Source organism: Domibacillus indicus, assembly GCF_000970685.1.
Taxonomy (GTDB): domain Bacteria; phylum Bacillota; class Bacilli; order Bacillales; family Domibacillaceae; genus Domibacillus; species Domibacillus indicus.
The window spans coordinates 249,158-271,038 of sequence record NZ_LAJB01000007.1 but is presented as its reverse complement, the minus strand read 5'-3'; the positions used below and the strand labels follow the sequence as shown (position 1 = coordinate 271,038).

The following is a 21,881-nucleotide window of genomic DNA, read 5'->3' as shown; positions in this document are numbered from 1 at the left end:
AATTTGGCCGAAACAGGCTGAAAAGCATTCGCATCGGCGGCTTTTTTTCGTTACAATAGAAATCGCGGGAATTGTACATAGTGTTCTGAGAAGAGAAAGGATTGAAAAACGTGGATTTATCAACTGTGCTCGCAGCGCTTCCATTTTATCAGCAAGATAAAGAGGGAAACCCGGCGATTACTTCGATTGAAAACGATCACCGGCTTATTCAAGAGGGATCGTTATTTATCTGTATAAAAGGCTTTACCTTTGACGGTCATGAAGCAGCGGAAGAAGCTGTGCGAAAAGGGGCAGCTGCCATTGTGGCAGAGCGCCCTGTTAATGTATCTGTACCTGTTATTTATGTGTCCGACACAAAACGGGCAATGGCCTATTTAGCTGCACACTTCTATCAATACCCAACTGAAGGGTTCCACTTGATTGGGATTACCGGCACGAACGGGAAAACAACAACGAGCCACCTTATTGAGCAAATATTGCAGACCCATGGGGAAACGACCGGCTTGATTGGAACCATGTATATAAAAATTGGTGATGAAACAATCGAAACGAAAAATACAACGCCGGAAAGCCTGACACTTCAAAAAACATTTTCAAAAATGAAACAGGCGGGTGTTACGTCCGCTGTAATGGAGGTTTCCTCTCATGCCCTTCAAGAAGGCAGGACAAATGGTACAGCCTTTAATGTAGCTGTATTTACTAACTTAACGCAGGACCATCTTGATTTTCATAAAACAATGGAAGAATACCGGGCGGCCAAGGGTCTTTTATTCGCACGCCTTGGTAATTTGTTTTATGCCGGCAGGCCGGCGTTTGCTGTTTTAAACGCTGATGACGCTGCCTCATCTATTTATCAATCAATGACAGCGGCCCACGTTGTCACGTACGGTATTGATAATAAGGCCGATGTGAAAGCTGAAAATGTACGCCTGACCTCTGAAGGAACTGCTTTTACTGTTAAATATCCAGGAGGCACAGTATCTGTTCAATCAAAATTAGCGGGCCGCTTTAACGTTTATAATATGATTGCTGCTTTTGCAGCTGGATTTGTGTCTGGAATCAACCCTGAAACGATTCGAAAAGCACTGGAAAGTGTAGCAGGTGTGGCAGGCCGGTTTGAGCTTGTACCGAATAAACAGGATATTTCGGTGATAGTTGATTATGCCCATACTCCGGACAGCCTGGTAAACGTGCTTGAAACGATTCGTCCGCTGGCAAAAGGACGTGTTACAGTTGTGGTTGGCTGTGGCGGAGACCGTGACAAAACAAAAAGGCCGCTTATGGCACAGGCGGCTTGCCGTTATGCGGACCAGGCCATCTTTACCTCTGATAACCCGCGCAGCGAAAACCCTGCTGCGATTTTAGCCGATATGGAATCCGGTGTGCCAGATGAGCAGTATCTGGTAATTGAAGATCGGAAAAAAGCTATTTTTAAAGCGATTGAAGATGCCCGCCCTGGCGATGCAGTAGTTATCGCTGGAAAAGGACATGAAACATATCAAATTATTGGCCAGAATGTCCTGCATTTTGATGATCGGGAAACGGCAAAAGAAGCACTTCTGCAAAAGGAAGGTGAGAAACATGAATGAATGGCAGATCGCATTAATTATTGCAGTTTCCTTTTTTATTACTCTTATTATCGCGCCTCTTTTTATTCCATTTTTACGGCGCTTGAAATTTGGACAGAGTATTCGGGAAGAGGGGCCTCAATCACACCAGCAAAAATCAGGCACGCCAACGATGGGCGGGATTGTCTTCTTGCTTTCTATTGTGGTCACAACTTTATTTTTCGTCCAGCTGTTTGGTTCGATAGGAGCAGAAACGACTCTTCTTCTGCTAGTAACAATCGGGTTTGGGCTGCTTGGTTTTCTTGATGACTTTATTAAAGTGGTCATGAAGCGGAATCTCGGGCTGACTTCTCTGCAAAAGTTAATTGGGCAAATTATTATTTCGATCATTTTTTATGTTATTTATGCGCAGCACGGGTTATCAACAGAGCTTTCGTTTGGCTTCTTTTCTCTTGACCTGGGCATCCTTTACGCCTTGTTTGTGCTGTTCTGGCTTGTGGGCTTTTCAAATGCTGTCAATTTAACGGACGGCCTTGACGGCCTTGTATCCGGGACAGCCTCGGTGGCATTCGGGGCATATGCTGTTATTGCCTGGAGCCAGGGGCTTGATGAGACAGCTATTTTTGCATTTTCAGTAGTGGGAGCAATTATTGGGTTTCTGGTATTTAATGCGTATCCGGCGCATGTGTTTATGGGAGATACAGGCTCATTAGCGCTCGGCGGAGCTATCGCTGTTTTGTCCATTTTAACGAAATTTGAATTTTTGCTGCTATTGATCGGTATCGTTTTTGTAGCGGAAACGCTGTCGGTTATCTTACAGGTCTGGTCCTTTAAAACGAGAGGAAAACGAATTTTTAGAATGAGCCCGCTGCATCATCATTTTGAATTAGGCGGCTGGTCCGAATGGCGTGTGGTCGTGACATTTTGGTCAGTCGGCGTGGTGGCAGCAGCGATTGGTGTCTGGATTGGAGTATGGAATATATGAAACAGATTAATGAGTTTAGTGGAAAAAAAGTATTGGTGCTGGGACTGGCCAAAAGCGGCCTTGCAGCAGCACGGTTATTAAAAAAGCTCGGGGCCGAGATAACGGTTAACGATGGAAAGCCTCTGGAAGAAAATGAAGCAGCCCGCTCGCTTTTAGCCGAGGGAATTAACGTGATTTGTGGCAGCCACCCGTTAACGCTGCTCGATGAAGGTTTTGAGGTCATGGTGAAAAATCCCGGCATTCCGTATTCAAACCCGATTGTATCAAAAGCGGTGGCCAAGGGGCTGCCGGTCATTACAGAAGTAGAATTGGCCGGCCTTATCTCGGAGGCGCCATTTATTGCGATTACGGGGACCAACGGAAAAACGACTACCACCACACTGATTGAAGAAATGATGAAAAAAGACGGCAAAGGGACAGTGCTTGCGGGCAATATTGGAAAAGTAGCTTCCGAAGTTGTCCAGCATGCCTCTGTGAAGGATCATGTAGTCATTGAGCTTTCTTCTTTTCAGCTGATGGGGATTCAGAAATTCCGTCCGCATATTGCCATCATTACAAATATCTATGATGCCCACTTGGACTACCATGGCTCACGTGAAGAATATGCAAAAGCGAAAATAAAGATTACGGAAAACCAGACAGCGGAAGATTATTTAATTGTGAACGCGGATCAGGAAGCTTTATTATCCATGACGGAAACAAGCCGCGCCCGCATCATTCCTTTTTCCGTTTCCCGCCGGGTTGAAAGAGGGGCTTATGTAGAACAAGGCATGGTTTATTTCGACGGAGAAGCGGTTTTGTCAGCAGCTGATATTGCACTTCCGGGCAGCCACAACCTCGAAAATATTCTGGCGGCAGTGGCAGCAGTGAAATTATCAGGCGTTTCTAATGAAGCAATTAGTCATGTTCTTAAAAGCTTTTCGGGAGTTAAGCACCGTACGCAGTTTGTCCGTGAATGGAAAGGCCGGAAGTTTTATAATGACTCAAAAGCAACAAATACGCTCGCAACAAAAAGCGCGCTGACCGCTTTTCAATCACCGGTTATTTTGCTTGCAGGGGGACTGGACCGTGGAAACGGATTTGATGATTTGCTTCCATATCTGCATGCTGTCAAGGCGGTTGTTGCTTTTGGAGAAACAGCTGAAAAATGGAGAGAAACAGCCGAAAAAGCAGGCATACCACTTTTTGAAAAAGCTGATTATATGAATGACGCTGTTCAGAAGGCAGCTGCCTTGTCTAAAGAAGGAGATGTGATTTTATTATCGCCAGCCTGCGCAAGCTGGGATCAATATAAAACGTTTGAAGAACGCGGAGACATATTTATTGAGTGCGTGAATACGTTATAAGAAAGAGCCGGGGCCAGGGTGGCTCCGGTTTTTTAATGCACTTGAAAGGGGTGGCTTTGCCGTTTTTACTCAAGGGACAGATAAACTTTTTTTGTTGCTTGTCTTATTGTTGACGGGAAGCGGCCTTTTTATGGTCGCAAGTGCCGGGGAGGTGTGGGGGCAGTTTAACTACGGAAATTCCTTTTATTTTGTAGAAAGACAAGCCATATTTGCTGGAGCAGGAGTGCTGGTGATGGTTCTTTGCTCGCGTTTTGATTACCGCTTATGGAGGGAATATTCAAAGCCGGCACTTATGCTTGCTTTTCTTCTCCTGATTGCCGTTCTTATTCCCGGTATTGGAATGGTCCGAAACGGTTCACAGAGCTGGATCGGTTTTGGGTCTTTATCATTTCAGCCGTCCGAATTTATGAAGATGGCTCTTGTTTTTTATTTAGCCGCTATTCTTTCTGAACGAAAAAGAACGATCCATTTATTTTGGAAAGGTTTATTTCTTCCGCTTGCGGTTATTGGAGCTGCTTTTGGACTGATCATGCTGCAGCCGGACCTTGGCACAGCAGCAGTGATGGGCGGCACCGCTTTTCTTCTGCTTTTCAGTGCAGGAGCACCGATCCGTTTTTTTGTTACAATTGGTGTTTCAGCTGTAATCGGGCTTGTGGTGCTGATCGCATCGGCGCCTTATCGAATGAAGCGGATTACCGCTTATTTGGACCCGTGGTCGGACCCTCTTGGAAGCGGCTTTCAAATTATTCAATCCCTGTATGCGGTTGGTCCGGGCGGTCTTTTCGGCCATGGATATGGCGAAAGCCGCCAAAAGTATTACTATCTTCCAGAGCCGCAGACAGACTTTATTTTTGCCATTTGGTCAGAAGAAACAGGCTTTATTGGCGCACTCTGGATCATTCTATTATTTTTTCTGCTGATTTGGCGCGGAGTGTATATTGCCATGAGGCTGGACGATCCATTCGGCATGCTGCTTGTTTTCGGCCTGACGGGCATGATTTGTTTACAATCTTTCATTAATCTGGGTGTGGTAACCGGCCTTCTTCCTGTAACCGGTGTTACGCTGCCTTTTTTAAGCTACGGCGGTTCCTCCTTAACAATGACTCTCGCTCTTGCCGGTATTGTGTTAAGCGCCAGCCGTCATATGCGGTAATTTAGAAGGAAATTTGCGGCTTTTTTAAGATAATATTTGATTCTCGGGACGCATTGATTTAAGATGAAAATGCATTGGACAGCGGATTTAAGCAATAAAAGCTGCCAGATGAATTATTGAGGTGAAAGAATTGAAAATAGTGGTCAGCGGCGGAGGAACGGGTGGACATATTTATCCGGCACTCGCACTTATTCGAATGATTAAAATGAAACATCCGGACACTTCTTTTTTATATATCGGAACAGAAAAGGGGCTTGAATCCAAGCTTGTCGTGCGCGAAGACATTCCTTTTAAGTCGATTGATATTACTGGATTTCGCCGGTCGGTCTCATTTGAAAATGTGAAAACAATTATGCGCTTTTTAAAGGGCGTTAATGAATGCAAAAAAATGCTGAAAGAATTTCAGCCTGACGTTGTGATTGGGACAGGAGGCTACGTGTGCGGACCAGTCGTGTACGCGGCAGCTAAAATGAATATTCCTACAATTGTTCATGAACAAAACAGCGTGCCCGGGCTGACAAACAAGTTTTTAAGCAAGTATGTGAACAAAGTGGCCATTTGCTTTGAGGAAGCAAAAGCCTATTTCCCTGAACAAAAAACCGTCCTTACAGGCAATCCGCGTGCCTCGGAAGTGATTGAAGCGAGCGGAGTTGGAGTATTGGAAAAATACGGATTTCGAACCGGCCGAAAAACTGTGCTGATTTTCGGTGGAAGCCGCGGTGCAAGGCCGATCAATGACGCTGTAACGGGGGCGCTGAAAGATTTAGCAAGCCGCCAGTACCAGGTGCTGTATGTTACAGGTGAGGTTCATTATGAACAGGTGTCAAACATGTTAAACACCATAGAAAAGCCTGAAAATGTTGCGGTTGAGCCTTTTATTCACAATATGCCGGATGTCCTTGCCGCTTGTGATCTCGTTGTGGCCAGAGCAGGGGCTACCACACTGGCGGAATTAACGGCTCTGGGAATTCCGTCTATCTTAATTCCAAGTCCTTATGTGACGAATAACCATCAGGAAAAAAATGCACGCTCTTTAACCGATCGGGAAGCCGCCGTACTGCTTCTTGAGAAAGATTTAACGAGCGGGCTGCTCATGAAAGAATTAGACGCTATTCTTATGAATGACCTGCGGCTTTCAAAAATGAAAGAAGAGTCAGCACGCCTTGGTATTCGTGATGCTGCTGACCGGTTGTATGCTGTAATGGCCGAACTAACAAAAAAAGGCGGCCATTCATCTTGAAAACATGGCAGTCAGCCGTCAGAATAAAAAGAAAATGGGCGGATGATTGATAACATGGGCAGAGGTGTGAACATGACAAAGCAAAAAGTAGTTTCGATTGAAGAGCGCATTCCAAAGCTGAAGCAAATAAGAAAAAAGAAAGCGAATCGCCGAATGCTGCTCTTGTTGTCTTTGTTTTTCTCTCTTATCCTTCTTGTTGTCTACTTGCAGTCTTCATTAAGTAAAGTAGCCGAGATTCATGTGCAGGGAAGCAGTCTTATGTCAAAGCAGGAGGTTATCGAACAGAGTGGCCTTCAAACCGGAACCAATATATGGACAACCGGTAAAAAGAAAGCGGAAGAAGAACTTTTAAAAGATGACCGGATTAAGGAAGCAAATATCACAATGGGATTTCCCAATGATCTTATCATCGCCGTTGTTGAACAGAAGGAGGTCGCTTACGCTGCCCGTAAAGGCGGCTTGTATCCGATTCTTCAAAATGGGAAAATTTTAAGCGAGCCTGTCAGCGGCGCTCCGCTGCAGCTGCCTATTTTATATGATTTCAAAGAAGGAAAAGCGCTGGATTTATTTACAGAAGCTGCCCGTACACTTCCAGATGAAGTTTTTAATACAATCTCCGAAGTGTATTATGATCCGAAAAAAAATGACCCTCTCCATATAAAAGCGTTTATGACAGATGGATTTGAAGTATCTGCCACCCTCTCAACCTTTGCAGAGAAAATGGTTTATTATCCTTCCATTTCCACACAGCTTAATCCTGATGTGAAAGGTGTCATTGACATTGAAGTCGGCTCTTATTTTAAAGCTTATGATCCGACAGAGCAGCAAGAAACAGACAAAGAGGCTGAGGAAGAGGCTGAAATGCCATAAAGTTTTCTTTAAACAGAATAACTTAGCCTTTTCCAGCTTCTTATCTTAGTGTAGACTTGTATGAGAGAGTTTTGAAAACACAAAAAATAAAACTTTAAAAGGAAATCATGTGGAATATGACGAATTACGTTCTTAACATATATTCAAGGAGTAAATGTGCGAATTGTCGTTCGATTATTCACGCTTTTAGGGTAAAGGAGGTGCCGCAGCATGAATAATAATGAAGTTCTAGTAAGTCTCGACATCGGTACATCCGCAATTAAAGTAATTATTGGCGAAATGGTTAATGATTCTTTAAATATAATTGGTGTCGGAAGTGTAAAATCAAAAGGGATTCGAAAAGGAGCGGTTGTTGACATTGATGACACGGTCCATTCAATCAAAAAAGCGATTGAACAGGCAGAGCGTATGGTTGGTCTTGAAATTCGGTCAGTGATCGTTGGCATTGCAGCCAATCATGCTATTCTTCACCCTTGTAATGGCGTTGTGGCTGTTTCAAGTGAAAACCGTGAAATTACAAGTGAAGATGTGATCCGTGTAAAAGATGCCGCACAAGTAATGTCGATTCCGCCGGATAGAGAAATCGTAAACATTATCGCAAAACAGTTTATTGTAGATGGTTTTGATGAAATTAATGATCCGCGCGGCATGCTTGGTGTTCGTCTTGAGATGGAAGGCATCATTGTGACTGGTTCTAGAACGTTTTTACATAACACACTGCGCTGTGTTGAACGTGCAGGCCTGGATATTAATGAAATTGTGCTTCAGCCGCTGGCAAGCGGAGAAATCGCATTGTCGACGGATGAAAAAAATCTTGGGACTGTGCTCGTGGATATTGGCGGAGGGTCTACAACCATTTCGTATTTTAGAGACGGGTATATCCGGCAGACCACAGTACTCCCTGTCGGCGGTGACCATATTACAAAAGATTTATCTATAGGTCTTCGCACATCGACAGAAGAAGCAGAACAAATTAAAATAAAGCATGGCCATGCTTTTTACGATCTAGCTTCAGAAGAAGAGGTGTTCAGTGTCCCTGTTATTGGCAGTGACCAGCATGACCAATTTAACCAGCTTGAAATCTCGGAAATTATTGAAGCGAGGCTGGAAGAACTATTTATGATGGTTGTTGAACATCTTCGACAATCAGGTGTTCATGATATTCCAGGCGGTTTCGTTTTAACCGGCGGATCATCTGCCATGAATGGTATTCTTGATTTAGCCCAGGATGTATTTCAGAATCGGGTCCGTGTCGCAATTCCGGATTATATTGGTGTTCGTGAACCGCAGTATACCACTTCTGTGGGCCTTATAAAGTACGCCTATAAAAATGCCCGGTTAACAGGACGGAAATTAAGTGAGGCAAATCAAATGCCGTCAGCAGGAAAAGAACCAAGAAAAGAGCGGCCGGAAGTGAAGCAGGAAGTAATAAAGTCTGCTAAAAAAGAGCAGCCGCATGCTGAAGAAGAAAAAGGCGTCAAAGGAAAGATGAAAAAACTTTTTGGGTACTTTTTTGAAGAATAATCGCCAAAAAAGACTCAGTGAATGGGAGGATTTGCCATGCTTGAATTTGATACAAGTGTAGACTCATTGGCAACGATTAAAGTAATCGGTGTTGGCGGCGGCGGAAACAATGCCGTTAACCGAATGATTGAACATGGAGTACAGGGAGTAGATTTTATTGCGGTCAATACAGACGCGCAGGCCCTTAATTTATCCCAGGCGGAAGTGAAAATGCAAATTGGCAATAAGCTGACACGAGGCTTAGGGGCAGGGGCCAACCCTGAAGTCGGAAAAAAAGCGGCAGAAGAAAGTAAAGAGCAGATTGAAGAAGCACTCAAAGGTGCGGATATGGTTTTTGTTACCGCTGGAATGGGCGGCGGTACAGGTACTGGTGCCGCACCAGTTATTGCCCAGATCGCAAAAGATCTTGGTGCGTTAACTGTTGGCGTGGTAACACGTCCATTTACATTTGAAGGGCGTAAGCGCGCTACACAAGCAGCTGGTGGAATCGAGGCAATGAAAGCATCTGTAGACACGCTAATTGTCATTCCGAATGACCGTTTGTTGGAAATTGTCGATAAAAGCACGCCAATGCTTGAAGCCTTCCGTGAGGCCGACAATGTGCTCCGCCAGGGTGTTCAGGGGATCTCTGACTTAATTGCAACGCCTGGGCTAATCAACCTGGATTTTGCCGATGTAAAAACAATCATGTCAAACAAAGGCTCAGCGCTCATGGGAATCGGTGTTGCCTCCGGGGAAAACCGGGCAGTAGAAGCTGCGAAAAAAGCCATTTCCAGCCCATTGCTTGAAAAAGCAATTGATGGTGCCCAGGGCGTTCTGATGAACATTACAGGTGGAACAAATTTAAGCCTTTATGAAGTGCAGGAAGCAGCAGATATTGTTTCTTCCGCTTCTGACCAGGATGTAAATATGATTTTCGGCTCTGTTATCAATGAGAACCTGAAAGAAGAAATTGTGGTTACAGTGATCGCAACAGGCTTTAAAGAAATGCCTAATGAAGCCGGGCAGCAGCCTCGGTCAGGGCTTGGACAAATAAAACCACAGCAGCAGCCGGCTTCTCAGCAGCATCAGCCTAAGCCGCGTGAAGTAAAACGTGAAGATGCACCGGCGCCGGAGCAGCCGACTCGCCAGCCACAGCAGCCTTCAGCAGACGAAACACTTGATATACCAACTTTCTTGCGCAATCGCAATCGAAGAAGATAAAAGCGAAATCCCGCCACTACTGTGGCGGGATTTTTTTTGACATGATTCGGAAAAACTACTGTAAAAATTCACTGACATTCCGACATACATCAGCTAATGATTCCGTTACACTATTGCTCATAGGACAGGCAGCCGGAAAAAGGGAGGGATGAATTGACCGGTTACGCTGAGGGAATTATTTTCTTTAATTTTGCTGCAGATGCGCTGCTGCTTTTTGTAACGGGAAAGCTGAGCGGCCGCCCGCTTCGGCTTTCCCGGCTGCTTGCAGCCTCATTAGCCGGAACCATACCGGTATGGCTTTATTTAGCGGCAGGTCCCACCGGGCTTTTAAACAAATCGTTAACAATGGTCATGCCTTTATTCATGATCCGCATCGCTTTCAAAACAACCGGTGTAACAAGTCTCATCTCTATGGTCCTTACGTTTTATCTGATCGTTTTTCTCACAGGCGGTATTTTATTCGGATTTCAATCTATGTATACACAGTATGCCGCGGGAGGAAAATGGTCTCTCGTATTCTTTTTTATTATGTCAGTAGCAATTTCTTTTTACTTTATTCAGCGCCGGCTGTTTAACCTGAATGCTACAAGGCGGACAATCAGCCAGACAGTGCCCGTTTCTTTTACGCTTTGCGGGATAAACTGGTCGGGAAAAGGCTTGATTGACACAGGCAATGCGCTTTGCGACCCCATCTCTAAAAGAGAGGTAGCGATATGTCAAATCAATCCGCACGAGCAGTGGCCGGAAGCGTTGTTTAAAGAAGATATTAGCGATCTGCTGCAACTTCCAGACAATTGGACTGAAAAACTCGTTTGGATTCCATCTAAGTCTATTCATGCCGAAAGCAGGCTGCTTGCTTCATTTCGGACAGACAATTTTACAGTTTGGATTAACGGGAAAGAACGGAAAACGGATAGAGCGCTTGTCACATTTACGGACAGGGCTTTATCGAATGATCAGTCGTTTGTCTGCATTTTGCATCCGAATATGGTTCAGGAATGAATGGAAAGGTGAGTGAACAATTTGCGGCAAGTAAAAACAAAGTGGATGTATGTTATGTACAATATGATGCAAAAAGCCGGTATCAAGTCGAAAGAGATTTATTATATCGGCGGAAGTGAGGCGCTTCCTCCCCCCCTGACGAGAGATGAAGAAGCGCACCTTCTAAAAAAGCTTTCATCAGGAGATAAGGCGGTCCGGGCAATGCTGATCGAACGGAATTTACGCCTCGTTGTTTATATTGCCCGGAAATTCGAAAATACTGGAATTCATATTGAAGATCTTATTAGTATCGGAGCAATCGGGCTTATTAAAGCAGTGAATACATTTGACCCGGAAAAGAAAATAAAGCTCGCAACGTATGCGTCCCGCTGTATCGAGAATGAAATCTTGATGTACCTGCGCCGCAATAATAAAATCCGTTCAGAGATTTCATTTGATGAACCTTTAAATATTGACTGGGACGGGAATGAATTGCTGCTGTCCGATGTGCTTGGCACAGAAAGCGATATTATTACAAAAGGCATTGAAGAAGAAGTGGACAAACACCTGGTGTCAGAGGCGCTTGAAGACTTAGAAGGACGTGAAAAGCAAATTATTGAGATGCGTTTTGGGTTGAATGGACAAGAAGAAAGAACGCAAAAAGACGTGGCCGATTTGCTGGGAATCTCGCAATCTTATATTTCGCGACTTGAGAAAAAGATTATTGGGAGATTGAAAAAGGAACTCAATAAACTGCGCTGAATAATTTTTTTCGGGCCGGCAATACTGTTCTGAGAAACAGACATCATGAGGAGGAACAGTGATGGCCCGAAATAAAGTTGTCTTATGCGGTGTTGATACATCGACGCTGCCTGTGTTAACCAATCCTGAAATGAAAGTGCTGTTTGTGAAATATCAAAATGGGGATAAGCAAGCGCGTGAAGAGCTTGTCACCGGAAATTTACGCCTCGTTTTAAGTGTTATTCAACGATTTAACCACCGTAACGAACAAGCCGATGATTTGTTTCAAGTTGGATGTATCGGTTTGATGAAATCAATCGATAATTTTGATTTAAGCCACAATGTCCGCTTTTCAACATACGCAGTTCCAATGATTATCGGTGAAATACGCCGCTATCTTCGAGACAACAACCCGATTCGGGTATCGCGCTCTCTTCGTGATATTGCTTATAAAGCTTTGCAGGCAAGAGAGAAACTGACAGCAGAACGGTCGGTTGAGCCTGCAACAGAGGAAATCGCCCGTGCGATTGATGTACCAAAGGAAGAAATGGTATTTGCGCTTGATGCCATTCAAGATCCCGTTTCTTTGTTTGAACCGGTTTTCCAGGACGGCGGTGATCCAATTTACATGATGGATCAAATTAGTGATGGAAAAGACAGGGAAAAAGAATGGGTGGATACGATGACCGTTACCGATGAATTAAATAAATTATCGGATCGGGAGCGGATGATTATTGAAAAACGGTTTTTTACAGGCCGGACTCAAATGGAGGTAGCTGATGAAATCGGCATCTCTCAGGCCCAGGTATCCCGGCTTGAAAAAGGAGCCATCAAGCAAATGAAAAAGAAAATAAATGGATAAGAAAAAAACAGGAGAGCCTATCTTCTGTTTTTTTCTTTGTCTTCAAGCATACATTGGTAAAAAGGAGGGGCTCTTATGCGGATTTCTGAATTTCAGTTGAAAGACATTGTCAATGTAACGAACGGTAAAAAACTGGGCCGGCTCGCTGATATTGAATTGAATAACGCAACAGGAGCTATTTCAGCGCTGATCATTGAACAAAGCGGAAAAAAATTCGGTTTGTTTGGCAAAGAGGAAGAAGTGGTCATTCCCTGGATGCATATTGTAAAAATTGGCGGTGACGTTATTTTAGTCCGCTATGGAGAAACAGAACCGAGAGGGGATGAAAGGAGATGAACGGTGACGAAAAAGGGTGTCATGTGGTACACTTAAAAAAAATCAATGGGAGTATACCATGACAGAGCCATTTGAAAAAACAAACAGCGGCTTATTTCATATCGAAAGATGGGAAAGAGAAGAACCAGGCCTTGCTGCCGGCTTTACTTCAAAAGAAGGCGGTTCCGGCAAGTATAACGGCTTAAACATGGCCTTTCATGTCCATGAAGAGCCTGTTTATGTACAGAAAAACCGAAAATATGTAAGCAAGGCACTCGAATTTCCTGTCGATCAATGGATCGGCTGTGAACAAACACACGATATTTCTATCGAATCTGTGTCAAAAAAAGATGCCGGCCGCGGTGCTCTTGATTATGAAACGGCGCTTTTATCTACAGACGGGCTTTACACTGATACTGCCGGCATTTTACTAACACTTTGTTTCGCGGATTGTGTCCCTCTTTTTTTCCTTGACCGCTCAACGAAACGAATCGGAACAGCACATGCAGGATGGAAAGGCTCCGTTAATGGAATTGGTCCGAAAATGGCAGGAGAGTGGGAGAATGAAGGCAGCCGTCTTCAGGATATCGAAGTCGCGATCGGACCTTCCATTTGCGGCTCATGCTACAAAGTGGGCGCTTCGGTCGCAGCTGAAGTACAAAAGTGGTATAAACCGGGTGAAGAAGCTCCCTTCTCCCCGGTGCCAAATAAGACGGATACCTATTTTCTTTCTCTGCAAAAGTTCAATAAAGATTTGCTTGTAAAAAAAGGCATTCCGCCGGAAAATATTTATGTAACATCGCTTTGTTCAAGCTGCTCGCCGGAATTTTTTTCACATCGGCGCGATAAAGGATACACCGGCAGGATGATGGGTTACATTGGCTGGAAGGAAGGAAATCATGAAAGTTAGCGAAAATTTGTCAGGTATTAAACAGCGCGTTGAGGAATCCGCACGACGTTCTGGCCGTCAAGCAGAAGACGTAAAAATTATCGCAGTTACAAAATATGTAACGACAGCAAGAGCCCAGGAAGCAATAGAAGCCGGGATTCTCCATCTTGGTGAAAATCGGGCTGAAGGATTAAATGAGAAATATGAAGCTATTGGAGAAGCGGCAGCCTGGCACTTTATCGGCTCACTGCAGACAAGAAAGGTGAAATCGATTATTGATAAAGTCGATTATATTCACTCGCTTGACCGGGAGTCTCTTGCGAAAGAAATTAACCGAAGAGCTGAAAAAACAGTTCGGTGCTTTATTCAGGTCAATGTATCAGGAGAAGAATCCAAACATGGATTGCCGCCTCAAGAAGTGATTCCGTTTATTCAATCGCTTCATCCATATGAAAAAATTCAAGTGTGCGGCTTAATGACGATGGCGCCTTTAACGGAAGAAAAGAGTGTACTTCGAGCCTGTTTTCGCAAGCTTGCCCTGTGCAGAGAGGAAGTAAAAGCTTTGAATCTTCCCTATGCTCCATGCAATGAGCTTTCTATGGGCATGAGCAACGATTTTGAGCTGGCGGTAGAAGAAGGCGCAACGATGATTCGTATTGGAACGGCGCTTGTAGGAGAATAAAGAAAAAGCGGAGGTGGAACGATGAGCGTGAAATCGAAGTTTAAGTCATTTTTCCTGCTTGACGATGAAGATTACGACATGGCGGAAGAAGAAGTTTACGAAGAAGAACCGGCTTCACCAGTGCCTCGCAAAAAAATGTAGTCAGTTTAAAAAGCGCCCAGAAGCCAGCAAAAGTCGTTATGGCAGAACCGCGTGTTTACGCGGAAGCACAGGAAATTGCTGACCATCTAAAATCGAAAAAAGCAGTTGTTGTAAACCTGCAGCAAATTCAAACAGACCAGGCCCGCAGAATTATTGATTTTCTGGGAGGAACGGTTTACGCCATCGGCGGAGAAATCCAGCAAGTGGGCGAAAAAATTTTTTTCTGTGCGCCGGAAAACGTAGAAATAACCGGAAGCATTACGCAGTTTACGCATCATGATCAAGAAAAAACGGGGTGGCAATAACATAAATGGATACAGTTATTTTTTTCTTAGTCCGGGCAATTGATTTATATTCCTGGGCACTCATTATTTATATCTTAATGTCATGGTTTCCAGACGCACGCAATACATCTATTGGACGGTTTTTAACAAGAATTTGCGAGCCGTATCTGGATCCATTCCGCCGGATTATTCCACCGCTTGGCATGTTTGATATTTCGCCAATTGTTGCTTTTATTACATTAAATCTGGCGACACGCGGACTTATTCAGCTCGCTACATGGCTGTAAAGCGGAATTTATATGCAGGAAATTTACCAGCATTTTCGTCCGGAAGAAAAAGAGTTTATTGATAAGGCTATAAAATGGAAACAAAAAACTGCCGATATGTATGCGCCGAAATTAACCCAATTTCTTAATCCTCGTGAGCGTGAGATTATACGTTCAGTTGTCGGGTCGTCCGAAGATGTACAAGTTTCTTTTTTTGGCGGCCATCCATCTGCCGAACGAAAAAGAGGGCTTTTTCATCCTTCTTATTTCGCTCCAGAAGAAACGGATTTTGATATCGAGCTGCTTGAGCTTGAATATCCGCAAAAATTTGCTTCGATCACCCATCCGCACATTTTAGGAAGCTTAATGGGACTTGGCTTAAGCCGGGAAAAGTTTGGTGATATTTTAAATAAGCAGGAGCGTTTTCAAATTGTTGTGACAAAAGAGGTAACCAGTTATTTAGACTCGCAATTTAACCGTGTAGGGAACGTGCCGGTTAAATTAATACCCAAAAATTTTTCAGAAGCGGTTTACTCGGCTGAAGAGTGGCGCGAGCAGGCGGTCACGGTTTCCTCCCTGCGCCTGGATTCAGTGATTGGAGCGTTGCCAGGGATGTCGAGGCAGAAAGCGCAGCAGCTGATTAAAAGCGGTGTGGTAAAGGTGAACTGGAAAACAGCAGATCAAACATCCTTTGAGTGTGCACAGGGTGATATGCTTTCGGTTCGGGGAGTCGGGCGCATGAAAATTTTGTCCATTGATGGAAAGACGAAAAAAGAAAAGTGGCGAATGACACTGGGGATTTTAAAATAAATTTGTGAAAATAAAGGGATTTTCCCACAAGCGGTCGAAAAACCTTTATAATAATTAATGATCATGTAACGCTTTGGAGGTGTCTGTATGCCCTTAACGCCATTGGACATACATAAAAAAGAATTCGGCCGTTCATTCCGCGGTTACGATGAAGATGAAGTAAATGACTTTTTAAATCAAATTATTAAAGATTATGAGCTCATTATTCGTGAAAAAAAAGAATTGGAAGCACAGCTAGCCGGTCAAACGGAGCGGCTTAGTTATTTTTCAAATATCGAAGAAACATTAAACAAGTCAATTGTAATTGCCCAGGAAACCGCTGAAGACGTTAAGCGAAACGCTTTAAAGGAATCAAAGCTGCTGATCCGGGAAGCGGAGAAAAATGCCGACCGGATTGTGGAAGAATCTCTGTCAAAAGCCCGCCGGATTGCAGTGGAAATTGAAGAATTAAAAAAACAGTCCAAAGTATTTCGGACACGGTTTAAAATGCTGATGGAGGCCCAATTAGATTTGTTAAACAATGATGACTGGGACGCGCTGCTTGACTTTGAAGTAGATACAGAGGAACTTGAACAGTTAAGCGACGATGAGATGTAAGCTTGACGAATGAACGGTTCATTTTTATAATGTAACCATTCGAACAAAAATTAACAAAAGCAATGACAGGGACAGCAGGACAGCAGTTAATAGCCAAAAGCGAACCGGGGATGGTGGAAGCCCGGCGGCTATCTGCCGTTTAAGATCACCCTTGAGCTTTTTTCGTGAACCTTTTAAGTAGCGAAAAACGGCTTATCCACGTTAAGGATTAAGAGCGGGCAGCTTGGAGCTGTCAACCAGGGTGGTACCGCGGAAACCTTTCCGTCCCTTTTTTGGGGGATGAGAAAGGTTTTTTTGTTTTTAAGATGTCCGGCTCAGGGGAGTACAATTGATAGAACCCGGCGGCTCCAAGAAAATGGTTTCTTCATTTAAGCCTCCTGGGAAGAAAAAACGCCCAGTGTATATTTTATTAAAAAGGAGAAAAGGCAATGAACTATAAAGAGACATTACTAATGCCGAAAACCGAGTTTCCGATGCGCGGCAGCCTGCCGAAGCGCGAACCGGAAATGCAGAATACCTGGAATGAGGAAGAGATTTACAAAAAAGTGCTCGACCGTACAAAAGGCCGGCCAATGTTTGTACTGCACGACGGCCCTCCATATGCAAATGGCGATATTCATATTGGCCATGCGCTAAATAAAATTTTAAAAGACTTTATCGTTCGCTATAAATCGATGAGCGGCTACTACGCACCTTATATTCCGGGCTGGGATACACATGGACTGCCGATTGAGCAGGCACTGACAAACGCAGGTGTAAACCGAAAGGAAATGACGGTGGCAGAGTTCCGGCAGCTTTGCGAGGAATATGCGTATAAGCAAATTGAAAATCAGCGCGAGCAATTTAAGCGTCTTGGTGTACGGGGCGACTGGGAAAATCCGTATATTACCTTAAAGCCTGAATATGAAGCAGCACAAATTAAAGTGTTTGGTGAAATGGCGAAAAAAGGGTTTATTTATAAAGGATTGAAGCCTGTTTACTGGTCTCCATCATCTGAATCGGCGCTGGCGGAAGCAGAAATTGAATATCAGGATAAAAAGTCCGCCTCCATTTATGTTGCTTTTAATGTGAAAAAAGGAAACGATGTGCTGGAAGAAGGAACAAAAATTATTATCTGGACTACAACACCGTGGACGATTCCAGCAAATCTCGGCATCTCCCTGCATCCTGACTTAAATTACGTGGTTGTCAGTGCAAATGGTGAAAAATATGTTGTAGCAGAAGCGCTGCTTGAAGAAGTCGCATTGAAAATTGGCTGGGAGTCTCATGCTGTTGAAGAAGTAATAAAAGGGGAAAAGCTCGAACATGTTATTGCGGAACATCCGCTTTACGGGCGCGATTCCCTGGTGATGCTTGGGGAGCATGTTACAACCGACTCAGGTACCGGAGCTGTTCATACTGCACCGGGACACGGAGAAGATGACTTTATTGTTGGGAAAAAATACGGTCTTGACGTGCTTTGCCCGGTGAATGACCGGGGCATCATGACAGAAGAAGCGCCAGGCTTTGAAGGGCTTTTTTATGACAAAGCGAATAAAGCAATCACTGAAAAGCTGTCTGAAGCGGGCGCTTTACTGAAACTAGAGTTTATTACCCACTCTTACCCGCATGACTGGCGGACAAAAAAACCGGTTATTTATCGTGCTACCGCACAGTGGTTTGCATCAATCGATAAATTCCGGTCCCAATTACTAGAAGCGGTAAAAGAAACTAAATGGGTGCCAGCATGGGGAGAAACGCGGCTGTTTAATATGATCCGTGACCGCGGCGACTGGTGCATTTCCCGCCAGCGTGCGTGGGGAGTGCCAATTCCGGTATTTTATGCAGAAAACGGCGAAGCGATTATTACGGACGAGACGATTGAACATGTGTCTGGTTTATTCCGTGAGCATGGTTCAAACATCTGGTTTAAAAGGACGGCTAAAGAATTATTGCCAGAAGGATTTACGCATCCCGGAAGCCCAAATGGCGAATTTACGAAAGAAAATGATATTATGGATGTCTGGTTTGACTCTGGTTCTTCGCATGAAGGAGTGTTAGAGCAGCGTGAGGATGCCCAGCGGCCGGCAGATCTTTACCTGGAAGGATCGGATCAATACCGCGGCTGGTTTAACTCTTCATTGATTACAGCTGTAGCCGTAACTGGCCAGGCACCATACAAAGGCGTATTAAGTCATGGATTTGCCCTTGATGGTGAAGGCCGCAAAATGAGTAAGTCGCTTGGCAATACAGTGATCCCTGCAAAGGTAATGGAGCAGCTTGGTGCGGATATCCTGCGTCTATGGGTATCATCGGTGGACTTTCAAGCAGATGTCCGGGTATCAGATGCTATCTTAAAACAAGTAGCAGAAGTATACCGGAAAATCCGCAATACGTTCCGCTTCCTGCTTGGAAATCTTCACGGCTTTAAGCCGGGTGAGCACGCGGTGCCATATCAAAATCTGCGTGAAGTAGACCGGTTTATGCTGGTGAAATTAAACGAACTGGTGCAAACTGTCCGCAGCCATTATGAAAAGTATGAATTTGCAGCGATTTATCATGCTGTTAATAATTTCTGTACAGTTGATTTAAGCTCATTCTACCTTGATTTTACAAAAGATGTTTTATATATTGAGGCTGAAGACAATAAGGAGCGCCGTGCTATTCAAACGGTAATGTATGAGACGTTAACAGCGCTTGCCAAGCTGGTTTCGCCAATTCTGCCACACACAGCAGATGAAGTTTGGGCAGAAGTGCCTGAAGCAGCCGAACAATATGTGCAGCTGACGGACATGCCGGAATACAAAGAGCTTTCAGATGCAGAACAATTAACAGAAAAATGGACAGCGTTTATGGCGGTTCGTGATGATGTTTTAAAAGCACTGGAAGAAGCGCGAAACGAAAAAGTAATCGGCAAGTCACTAACTGCCCATATCCGTTTGTATGCAGACAGTAAAACGGCAGCGCTTCTTGAGTCAATTGAGGAAGACTTAAAACAGCTGTTTATCGTATCCGGCTTTGAGGCGGCCGGACCGGTTTCAGAAGCGCCGGAGAATGCGGTGAAGCTTGATACAGCGGCTGTAGTGGTTGAAAAAGCAGAAGGCGAAACATGTGAACGCTGCTGGACCGTAACAGATGAAATAGGACAGGACGAAGAGCATCCAACGCTTTGCCTGCGCTGTGCGTCTGTTGTAAAAGAACATTATTCAGAAGTAAACTAAAAAGGCGAAAAAGAGGTTAGCATAAAGTCGCTAACCTCTTTTCATTGCTGGAGGGAAGATATGTATTATTACGTATTGGCACTGATCATTATTCTGCTGGATCAATGGACAAAGTGGCTTATCGTCAAATCAATGGAAATTGGCGAAAGCGTACCGGTTATTGAAAATTTGCTCCACATTACTTCACATCGAAACAGAGGAGCCGCATGGGGGATGCTTGAAGGCCAGTTCTGGCTGTTTTACATTATTACAGCTGTCGTTGTAGCAGGAATCATTTATTTCATGCAAAAAGAAGCAAAAGGGAAACCTTTAATGAAAATATCGTTAGCTGTATTACTTGGCGGCGCGGTTGGAAATTTTATTGACCGGTTATTTCGCGGAGAGGTCGTTGATTTCGTCCAGACATTTATTTTCAGCTACCGGTTTCCTATTTTTAATATTGCAGATGCAGCATTGACAATAGGCGTTATCTTATTGTTTATAGCCATGTTTATAGAAGACCGAAAAGGAAAGAAGGAATAACATGAAATTACTTCAGTTTACAGTTGGTGAAGAAGAAAATGGAAACAGGATTGACAAGCTTGCTGCCTCGCAGGATGACCGGTATTCACGTTCCCAGGTACAGGAGTGGCTGAAGGAAGGGCGTGTCCGTGTAAATGGAAAGCCGGTTAAAGCCAACTATAAAGCAACGGCAGGAGATGAAGTACTCATCGATATACCTGCTCCGGAAGAACTGAATATTGAAGCGGAAGATTTAAATCTCGATATTTATTACGAAGATGAGGATGTTATTGTTGTGAATAAGCCGCGCGGCATGGTTGTTCATCCGGCGCCTGGTCACACAACAGGAACTCTGGTAAATGGGCTTATGTACCATTGCAAAGATTTATCCGGCATTAACGGGGTTATGCGTCCGGGTATTGTGCACCGAATTGACAAAGATACATCAGGCTTGCTGATGGTGGCGAAAAATGACATGGCCCATGAAAACCTTGTTAATCAGCTTGTTGAAAAATCAGTTACCCGCAAATATAAGGCGATTGTGCATGGTGTAATTCAGCATGATTTTGGCACTGTTGATGCACCGATTGGCCGTGACACGAAGGACCGCCAGAAAATGGGGATTGTTGATCATGGAAAAGCTGCTGTTACCCATTTTCATGTGCTGGAGCGCTTTGAAGATTTTACCCTTGTCGAATGTGAGTTAGAAACAGGCCGTACACATCAAATTCGTGTACACATGAAGTATATTGGTTTTCCGCTTGCGGGAGATCCCAAATATGGCCCGCGCAAAACACTGGATATTGATGGCCAGGCTCTCCATGCAGGTGTTTTGGGCTTTATTCACCCAAGGACAAATGAATATATGGAATTTGAAGCACCTGCTCCAAAAGAATTTACTGATTTGCTTGAGGAATTGGGCAAAAAGATTTGACTTTTGTTCCCGTTATCGTTACACTTAATTCAGTTGAATAAGAACTTTTAAGAACAGTCCCGTGAGGCTGAGAAGGAATCGGACATAATGGCAGTGTTATGCCATTTTCAAGGAACCAGTATGCCTTCTCACCGGAATCGGGTGGGGAGGCTTTTTTCATGGAGAAAGCGGTCGTACTAGATCAGCAGGCGATTCGGCGGGCCTTAACAAGAATTGCACACGAAATTATTGAACGTAATAAAGGTATAGAAAACTGCGTGCTGATTGGTATTAAAACACGCGGAATTTATATAGCCCAGCGGCTGGCGGAACGGATTTTTCAAATAGAAGGGCAGCGGGTACCAGTCGGAGACCTGGATATCACATTGTACCGAGATGACTTAACTGAAAAAAACAAAAACCGCGAGCCGGAAGTAAAAGGCTCGGAAATCCCGGTTGACTTAAACGGCAAAACAGTCATTCTGGTAGATGACGTGCTGTACACGGGCCGCACTGTGCGGGCAGCAATGGATGCGATTATGGATATTGGGCGGCCGTCGCATATTCAAATGGCGGCGCTTGTAGACAGGGGTCACCGTGAACTGCCAATAAGAGCAGATTACATAGGGAAAAACATTCCCTCGGCTAAAACGGAGCGGATTGTGGTTACCCTCGAAGAAGTAGATGAAACGGATCGTATAAGTATTTATGAATAAAGATAAATGTTTCCGTAAAAGTCCCGAGAGGCTTTGTGAACATTGACAACCTTTTAAAAATGCACGAGAGGCATTTAAGGGTGAAATCGGTCTG

At 44.2% G+C, this 21,881-nt stretch carries 21 protein-coding genes, 1 pseudogene and 1 other annotated feature; all 22 genes and pseudogenes read left to right on the top strand.

Annotation, left to right across the window (positions count from 1 at the left end):
- The first annotated feature begins 101 nt into the window (after positions 1-101).
- The 22 genes and pseudogenes from VP98_RS09475 to pyrR all read left to right on the top strand — a co-directional run bounded on the left by VP98_RS09475 (position 102) and on the right by pyrR (position 21,787).
- Positions 102-1,589, top strand: coding sequence for a UDP-N-acetylmuramoyl-L-alanyl-D-glutamate--2,6-diaminopimelate ligase (locus VP98_RS09475; protein ID WP_407919212.1), 1,488 nt, complete (start codon positions 102-104; stop codon positions 1,587-1,589).
- A complete protein-coding gene (gene mraY / locus VP98_RS09470) occupies positions 1,582-2,553 on the top strand; it encodes a phospho-N-acetylmuramoyl-pentapeptide-transferase (RefSeq protein WP_046175134.1) in 972 nt (323 codons plus the stop codon). Before VP98_RS09475 ends, mraY begins: the two co-directional genes overlap by 8 nt.
- Positions 2,550-3,899 (top strand): UDP-N-acetylmuramoyl-L-alanine--D-glutamate ligase, encoded by a 1,350-nt coding sequence (gene murD, locus VP98_RS09465; RefSeq protein WP_046175133.1) that lies wholly within the window; start codon positions 2,550-2,552, stop codon positions 3,897-3,899. Before mraY ends, murD begins: the two co-directional genes overlap by 4 nt.
- 91 nt (positions 3,900-3,990) lie before the next feature.
- Complete coding sequence (ftsW, locus tag VP98_RS09460) at positions 3,991-5,052, top strand: putative lipid II flippase FtsW (RefSeq protein ID WP_046175132.1); 1,062 nt, start codon at positions 3,991-3,993, stop codon at positions 5,050-5,052.
- 130 nt (positions 5,053-5,182) lie between these two features.
- Entirely contained in the window at positions 5,183-6,292 is a 1,110-nt protein-coding gene (gene murG / locus VP98_RS09455; protein ID WP_046175131.1) for an undecaprenyldiphospho-muramoylpentapeptide beta-N-acetylglucosaminyltransferase, read from the top strand.
- A gap of 72 nt (positions 6,293-6,364) precedes the next feature.
- Positions 6,365-7,162, top strand: a complete 798-nt coding sequence (locus VP98_RS09450; RefSeq protein WP_046175474.1) for a cell division protein FtsQ/DivIB — start codon at positions 6,365-6,367, stop codon at positions 7,160-7,162.
- Positions 7,163-7,372: 210 nt separating this feature from the next.
- On the top strand, positions 7,373-8,686 hold the full coding sequence (gene ftsA / locus VP98_RS09445) for a cell division protein FtsA (RefSeq protein WP_046175130.1): 1,314 nt from the start codon (positions 7,373-7,375) through the stop codon (positions 8,684-8,686).
- Between the two features lie 36 nt (positions 8,687-8,722).
- Positions 8,723-9,889, top strand: a complete 1,167-nt coding sequence (gene ftsZ, locus VP98_RS09440) for a cell division protein FtsZ (protein ID WP_046175129.1) — start codon at positions 8,723-8,725, stop codon at positions 9,887-9,889.
- A 153-nt stretch (positions 9,890-10,042) separates the two neighbouring features.
- Positions 10,043-10,891: a sigma-E processing peptidase SpoIIGA gene (locus VP98_RS09435; protein ID WP_046175128.1), complete on the top strand. Its 849-nt coding sequence runs from the start codon at positions 10,043-10,045 to the stop codon at positions 10,889-10,891.
- A 21-nt stretch (positions 10,892-10,912) separates the two neighbouring features.
- Positions 10,913-11,632 (top strand): RNA polymerase sporulation sigma factor SigE, encoded by a 720-nt coding sequence (gene sigE, locus VP98_RS09430; RefSeq protein WP_046175127.1) that lies wholly within the window; start codon positions 10,913-10,915, stop codon positions 11,630-11,632.
- Positions 11,633-11,693: 61 nt separating this feature from the next.
- A complete protein-coding gene (gene sigG, locus VP98_RS09425) occupies positions 11,694-12,473 on the top strand; it encodes an RNA polymerase sporulation sigma factor SigG (RefSeq protein ID WP_046175126.1) in 780 nt (259 codons plus the stop codon).
- Positions 12,474-12,548: 75 nt separating this feature from the next.
- The gene (locus tag VP98_RS09420; protein WP_046175125.1) at positions 12,549-12,809 is read left to right on the top strand and encodes a YlmC/YmxH family sporulation protein; all 261 of its coding nucleotides are present in this window, start codon (positions 12,549-12,551) and stop codon (positions 12,807-12,809) included.
- Positions 12,810-12,867: 58 nt separating this feature from the next.
- Positions 12,868-13,698, top strand: a complete 831-nt coding sequence (gene pgeF / locus VP98_RS09415) for a peptidoglycan editing factor PgeF (protein ID WP_046175124.1) — start codon at positions 12,868-12,870, stop codon at positions 13,696-13,698.
- A complete protein-coding gene (locus VP98_RS09410) occupies positions 13,688-14,359 on the top strand; it encodes a YggS family pyridoxal phosphate-dependent enzyme (RefSeq protein ID WP_046175123.1) in 672 nt (223 codons plus the stop codon). Before pgeF ends, VP98_RS09410 begins: the two co-directional genes overlap by 11 nt.
- Before the next feature lie 21 nt (positions 14,360-14,380).
- Positions 14,381-14,805: pseudogene (locus tag VP98_RS09405) on the top strand (cell division protein SepF).
- 5 nt (positions 14,806-14,810) lie between these two features.
- On the top strand, positions 14,811-15,071 hold the full coding sequence (locus tag VP98_RS09400) for a YggT family protein (RefSeq protein ID WP_046175122.1): 261 nt from the start codon (positions 14,811-14,813) through the stop codon (positions 15,069-15,071).
- 12 nt (positions 15,072-15,083) lie between these two features.
- Positions 15,084-15,860: a YlmH family RNA-binding protein gene (locus VP98_RS09395; RefSeq protein WP_046175121.1), complete on the top strand. Its 777-nt coding sequence runs from the start codon at positions 15,084-15,086 to the stop codon at positions 15,858-15,860.
- An 87-nt stretch (positions 15,861-15,947) separates the two neighbouring features.
- Positions 15,948-16,457 carry a DivIVA domain-containing protein gene (locus VP98_RS09390; protein WP_046175120.1) on the top strand — a complete coding sequence of 170 codons (510 nt, stop codon included), beginning with the start codon at positions 15,948-15,950 and terminating at the stop codon, positions 16,455-16,457.
- Between the two features lie 53 nt (positions 16,458-16,510).
- Positions 16,511-16,729 (top strand) — a binding site (T-box leader).
- A gap of 156 nt (positions 16,730-16,885) precedes the next feature.
- On the top strand, positions 16,886-19,657 hold the full coding sequence (gene ileS / locus VP98_RS09385; protein ID WP_046175119.1) for an isoleucine--tRNA ligase: 2,772 nt from the start codon (positions 16,886-16,888) through the stop codon (positions 19,655-19,657).
- Positions 19,658-19,717: 60 nt separating this feature from the next.
- Positions 19,718-20,179 carry a signal peptidase II gene (gene lspA / locus VP98_RS09380; RefSeq protein WP_046175118.1) on the top strand — a complete coding sequence of 154 codons (462 nt, stop codon included), beginning with the start codon at positions 19,718-19,720 and terminating at the stop codon, positions 20,177-20,179.
- 1 nt (position 20,180) lies between these two features.
- A complete protein-coding gene (locus VP98_RS09375; protein WP_046175117.1) occupies positions 20,181-21,092 on the top strand; it encodes an RluA family pseudouridine synthase in 912 nt (303 codons plus the stop codon).
- A gap of 158 nt (positions 21,093-21,250) precedes the next feature.
- Positions 21,251-21,787, top strand: coding sequence for a bifunctional pyr operon transcriptional regulator/uracil phosphoribosyltransferase PyrR (pyrR, locus tag VP98_RS09370; RefSeq protein WP_046175116.1), 537 nt, complete (start codon positions 21,251-21,253; stop codon positions 21,785-21,787).
- Positions 21,788-21,881 lie beyond the last annotated feature (94 nt).

What these genes read in the sequence shown, in the direction of transcription:
- mraY (WP_046175134.1), top strand. Translation starts at nt 1,582, where the DNA reads ATGAATGAATGGCAGATCGCATTAATTATTGCAGTTTCCTTTTTTATT.
- murD (WP_046175133.1), top strand. Translation starts at nt 2,550, where the DNA reads ATGAAACAGATTAATGAGTTTAGTGGAAAAAAAGTATTGGTGCTGGGA.
- VP98_RS09450 (WP_046175474.1), top strand. Translation starts at nt 6,365, where the DNA reads ATGACAAAGCAAAAAGTAGTTTCGATTGAAGAGCGCATTCCAAAGCTG.
- ftsA (WP_046175130.1), top strand. Translation starts at nt 7,373, where the DNA reads ATGAATAATAATGAAGTTCTAGTAAGTCTCGACATCGGTACATCCGCA.
- ftsZ (WP_046175129.1), top strand. Translation starts at nt 8,723, where the DNA reads ATGCTTGAATTTGATACAAGTGTAGACTCATTGGCAACGATTAAAGTA.
- sigG (WP_046175126.1), top strand. Translation starts at nt 11,694, where the DNA reads ATGGCCCGAAATAAAGTTGTCTTATGCGGTGTTGATACATCGACGCTG.
- VP98_RS09420 (WP_046175125.1), top strand. Translation starts at nt 12,549, where the DNA reads ATGCGGATTTCTGAATTTCAGTTGAAAGACATTGTCAATGTAACGAAC.
- pgeF (WP_046175124.1), top strand. Translation starts at nt 12,868, where the DNA reads ATGACAGAGCCATTTGAAAAAACAAACAGCGGCTTATTTCATATCGAA.
- VP98_RS09410 (WP_046175123.1), top strand. Translation starts at nt 13,688, where the DNA reads ATGAAAGTTAGCGAAAATTTGTCAGGTATTAAACAGCGCGTTGAGGAA.
- VP98_RS09400 (WP_046175122.1), top strand. Translation starts at nt 14,811, where the DNA reads ATGGATACAGTTATTTTTTTCTTAGTCCGGGCAATTGATTTATATTCC.
- VP98_RS09395 (WP_046175121.1), top strand. Translation starts at nt 15,084, where the DNA reads ATGCAGGAAATTTACCAGCATTTTCGTCCGGAAGAAAAAGAGTTTATT.
- VP98_RS09390 (WP_046175120.1), top strand. Translation starts at nt 15,948, where the DNA reads ATGCCCTTAACGCCATTGGACATACATAAAAAAGAATTCGGCCGTTCA.
- ileS (WP_046175119.1), top strand. Translation starts at nt 16,886, where the DNA reads ATGAACTATAAAGAGACATTACTAATGCCGAAAACCGAGTTTCCGATG.
- lspA (WP_046175118.1), top strand. Translation starts at nt 19,718, where the DNA reads ATGTATTATTACGTATTGGCACTGATCATTATTCTGCTGGATCAATGG.
- VP98_RS09375 (WP_046175117.1), top strand. Translation starts at nt 20,181, where the DNA reads ATGAAATTACTTCAGTTTACAGTTGGTGAAGAAGAAAATGGAAACAGG.
- pyrR (WP_046175116.1), top strand. Translation starts at nt 21,251, where the DNA reads ATGGAGAAAGCGGTCGTACTAGATCAGCAGGCGATTCGGCGGGCCTTA.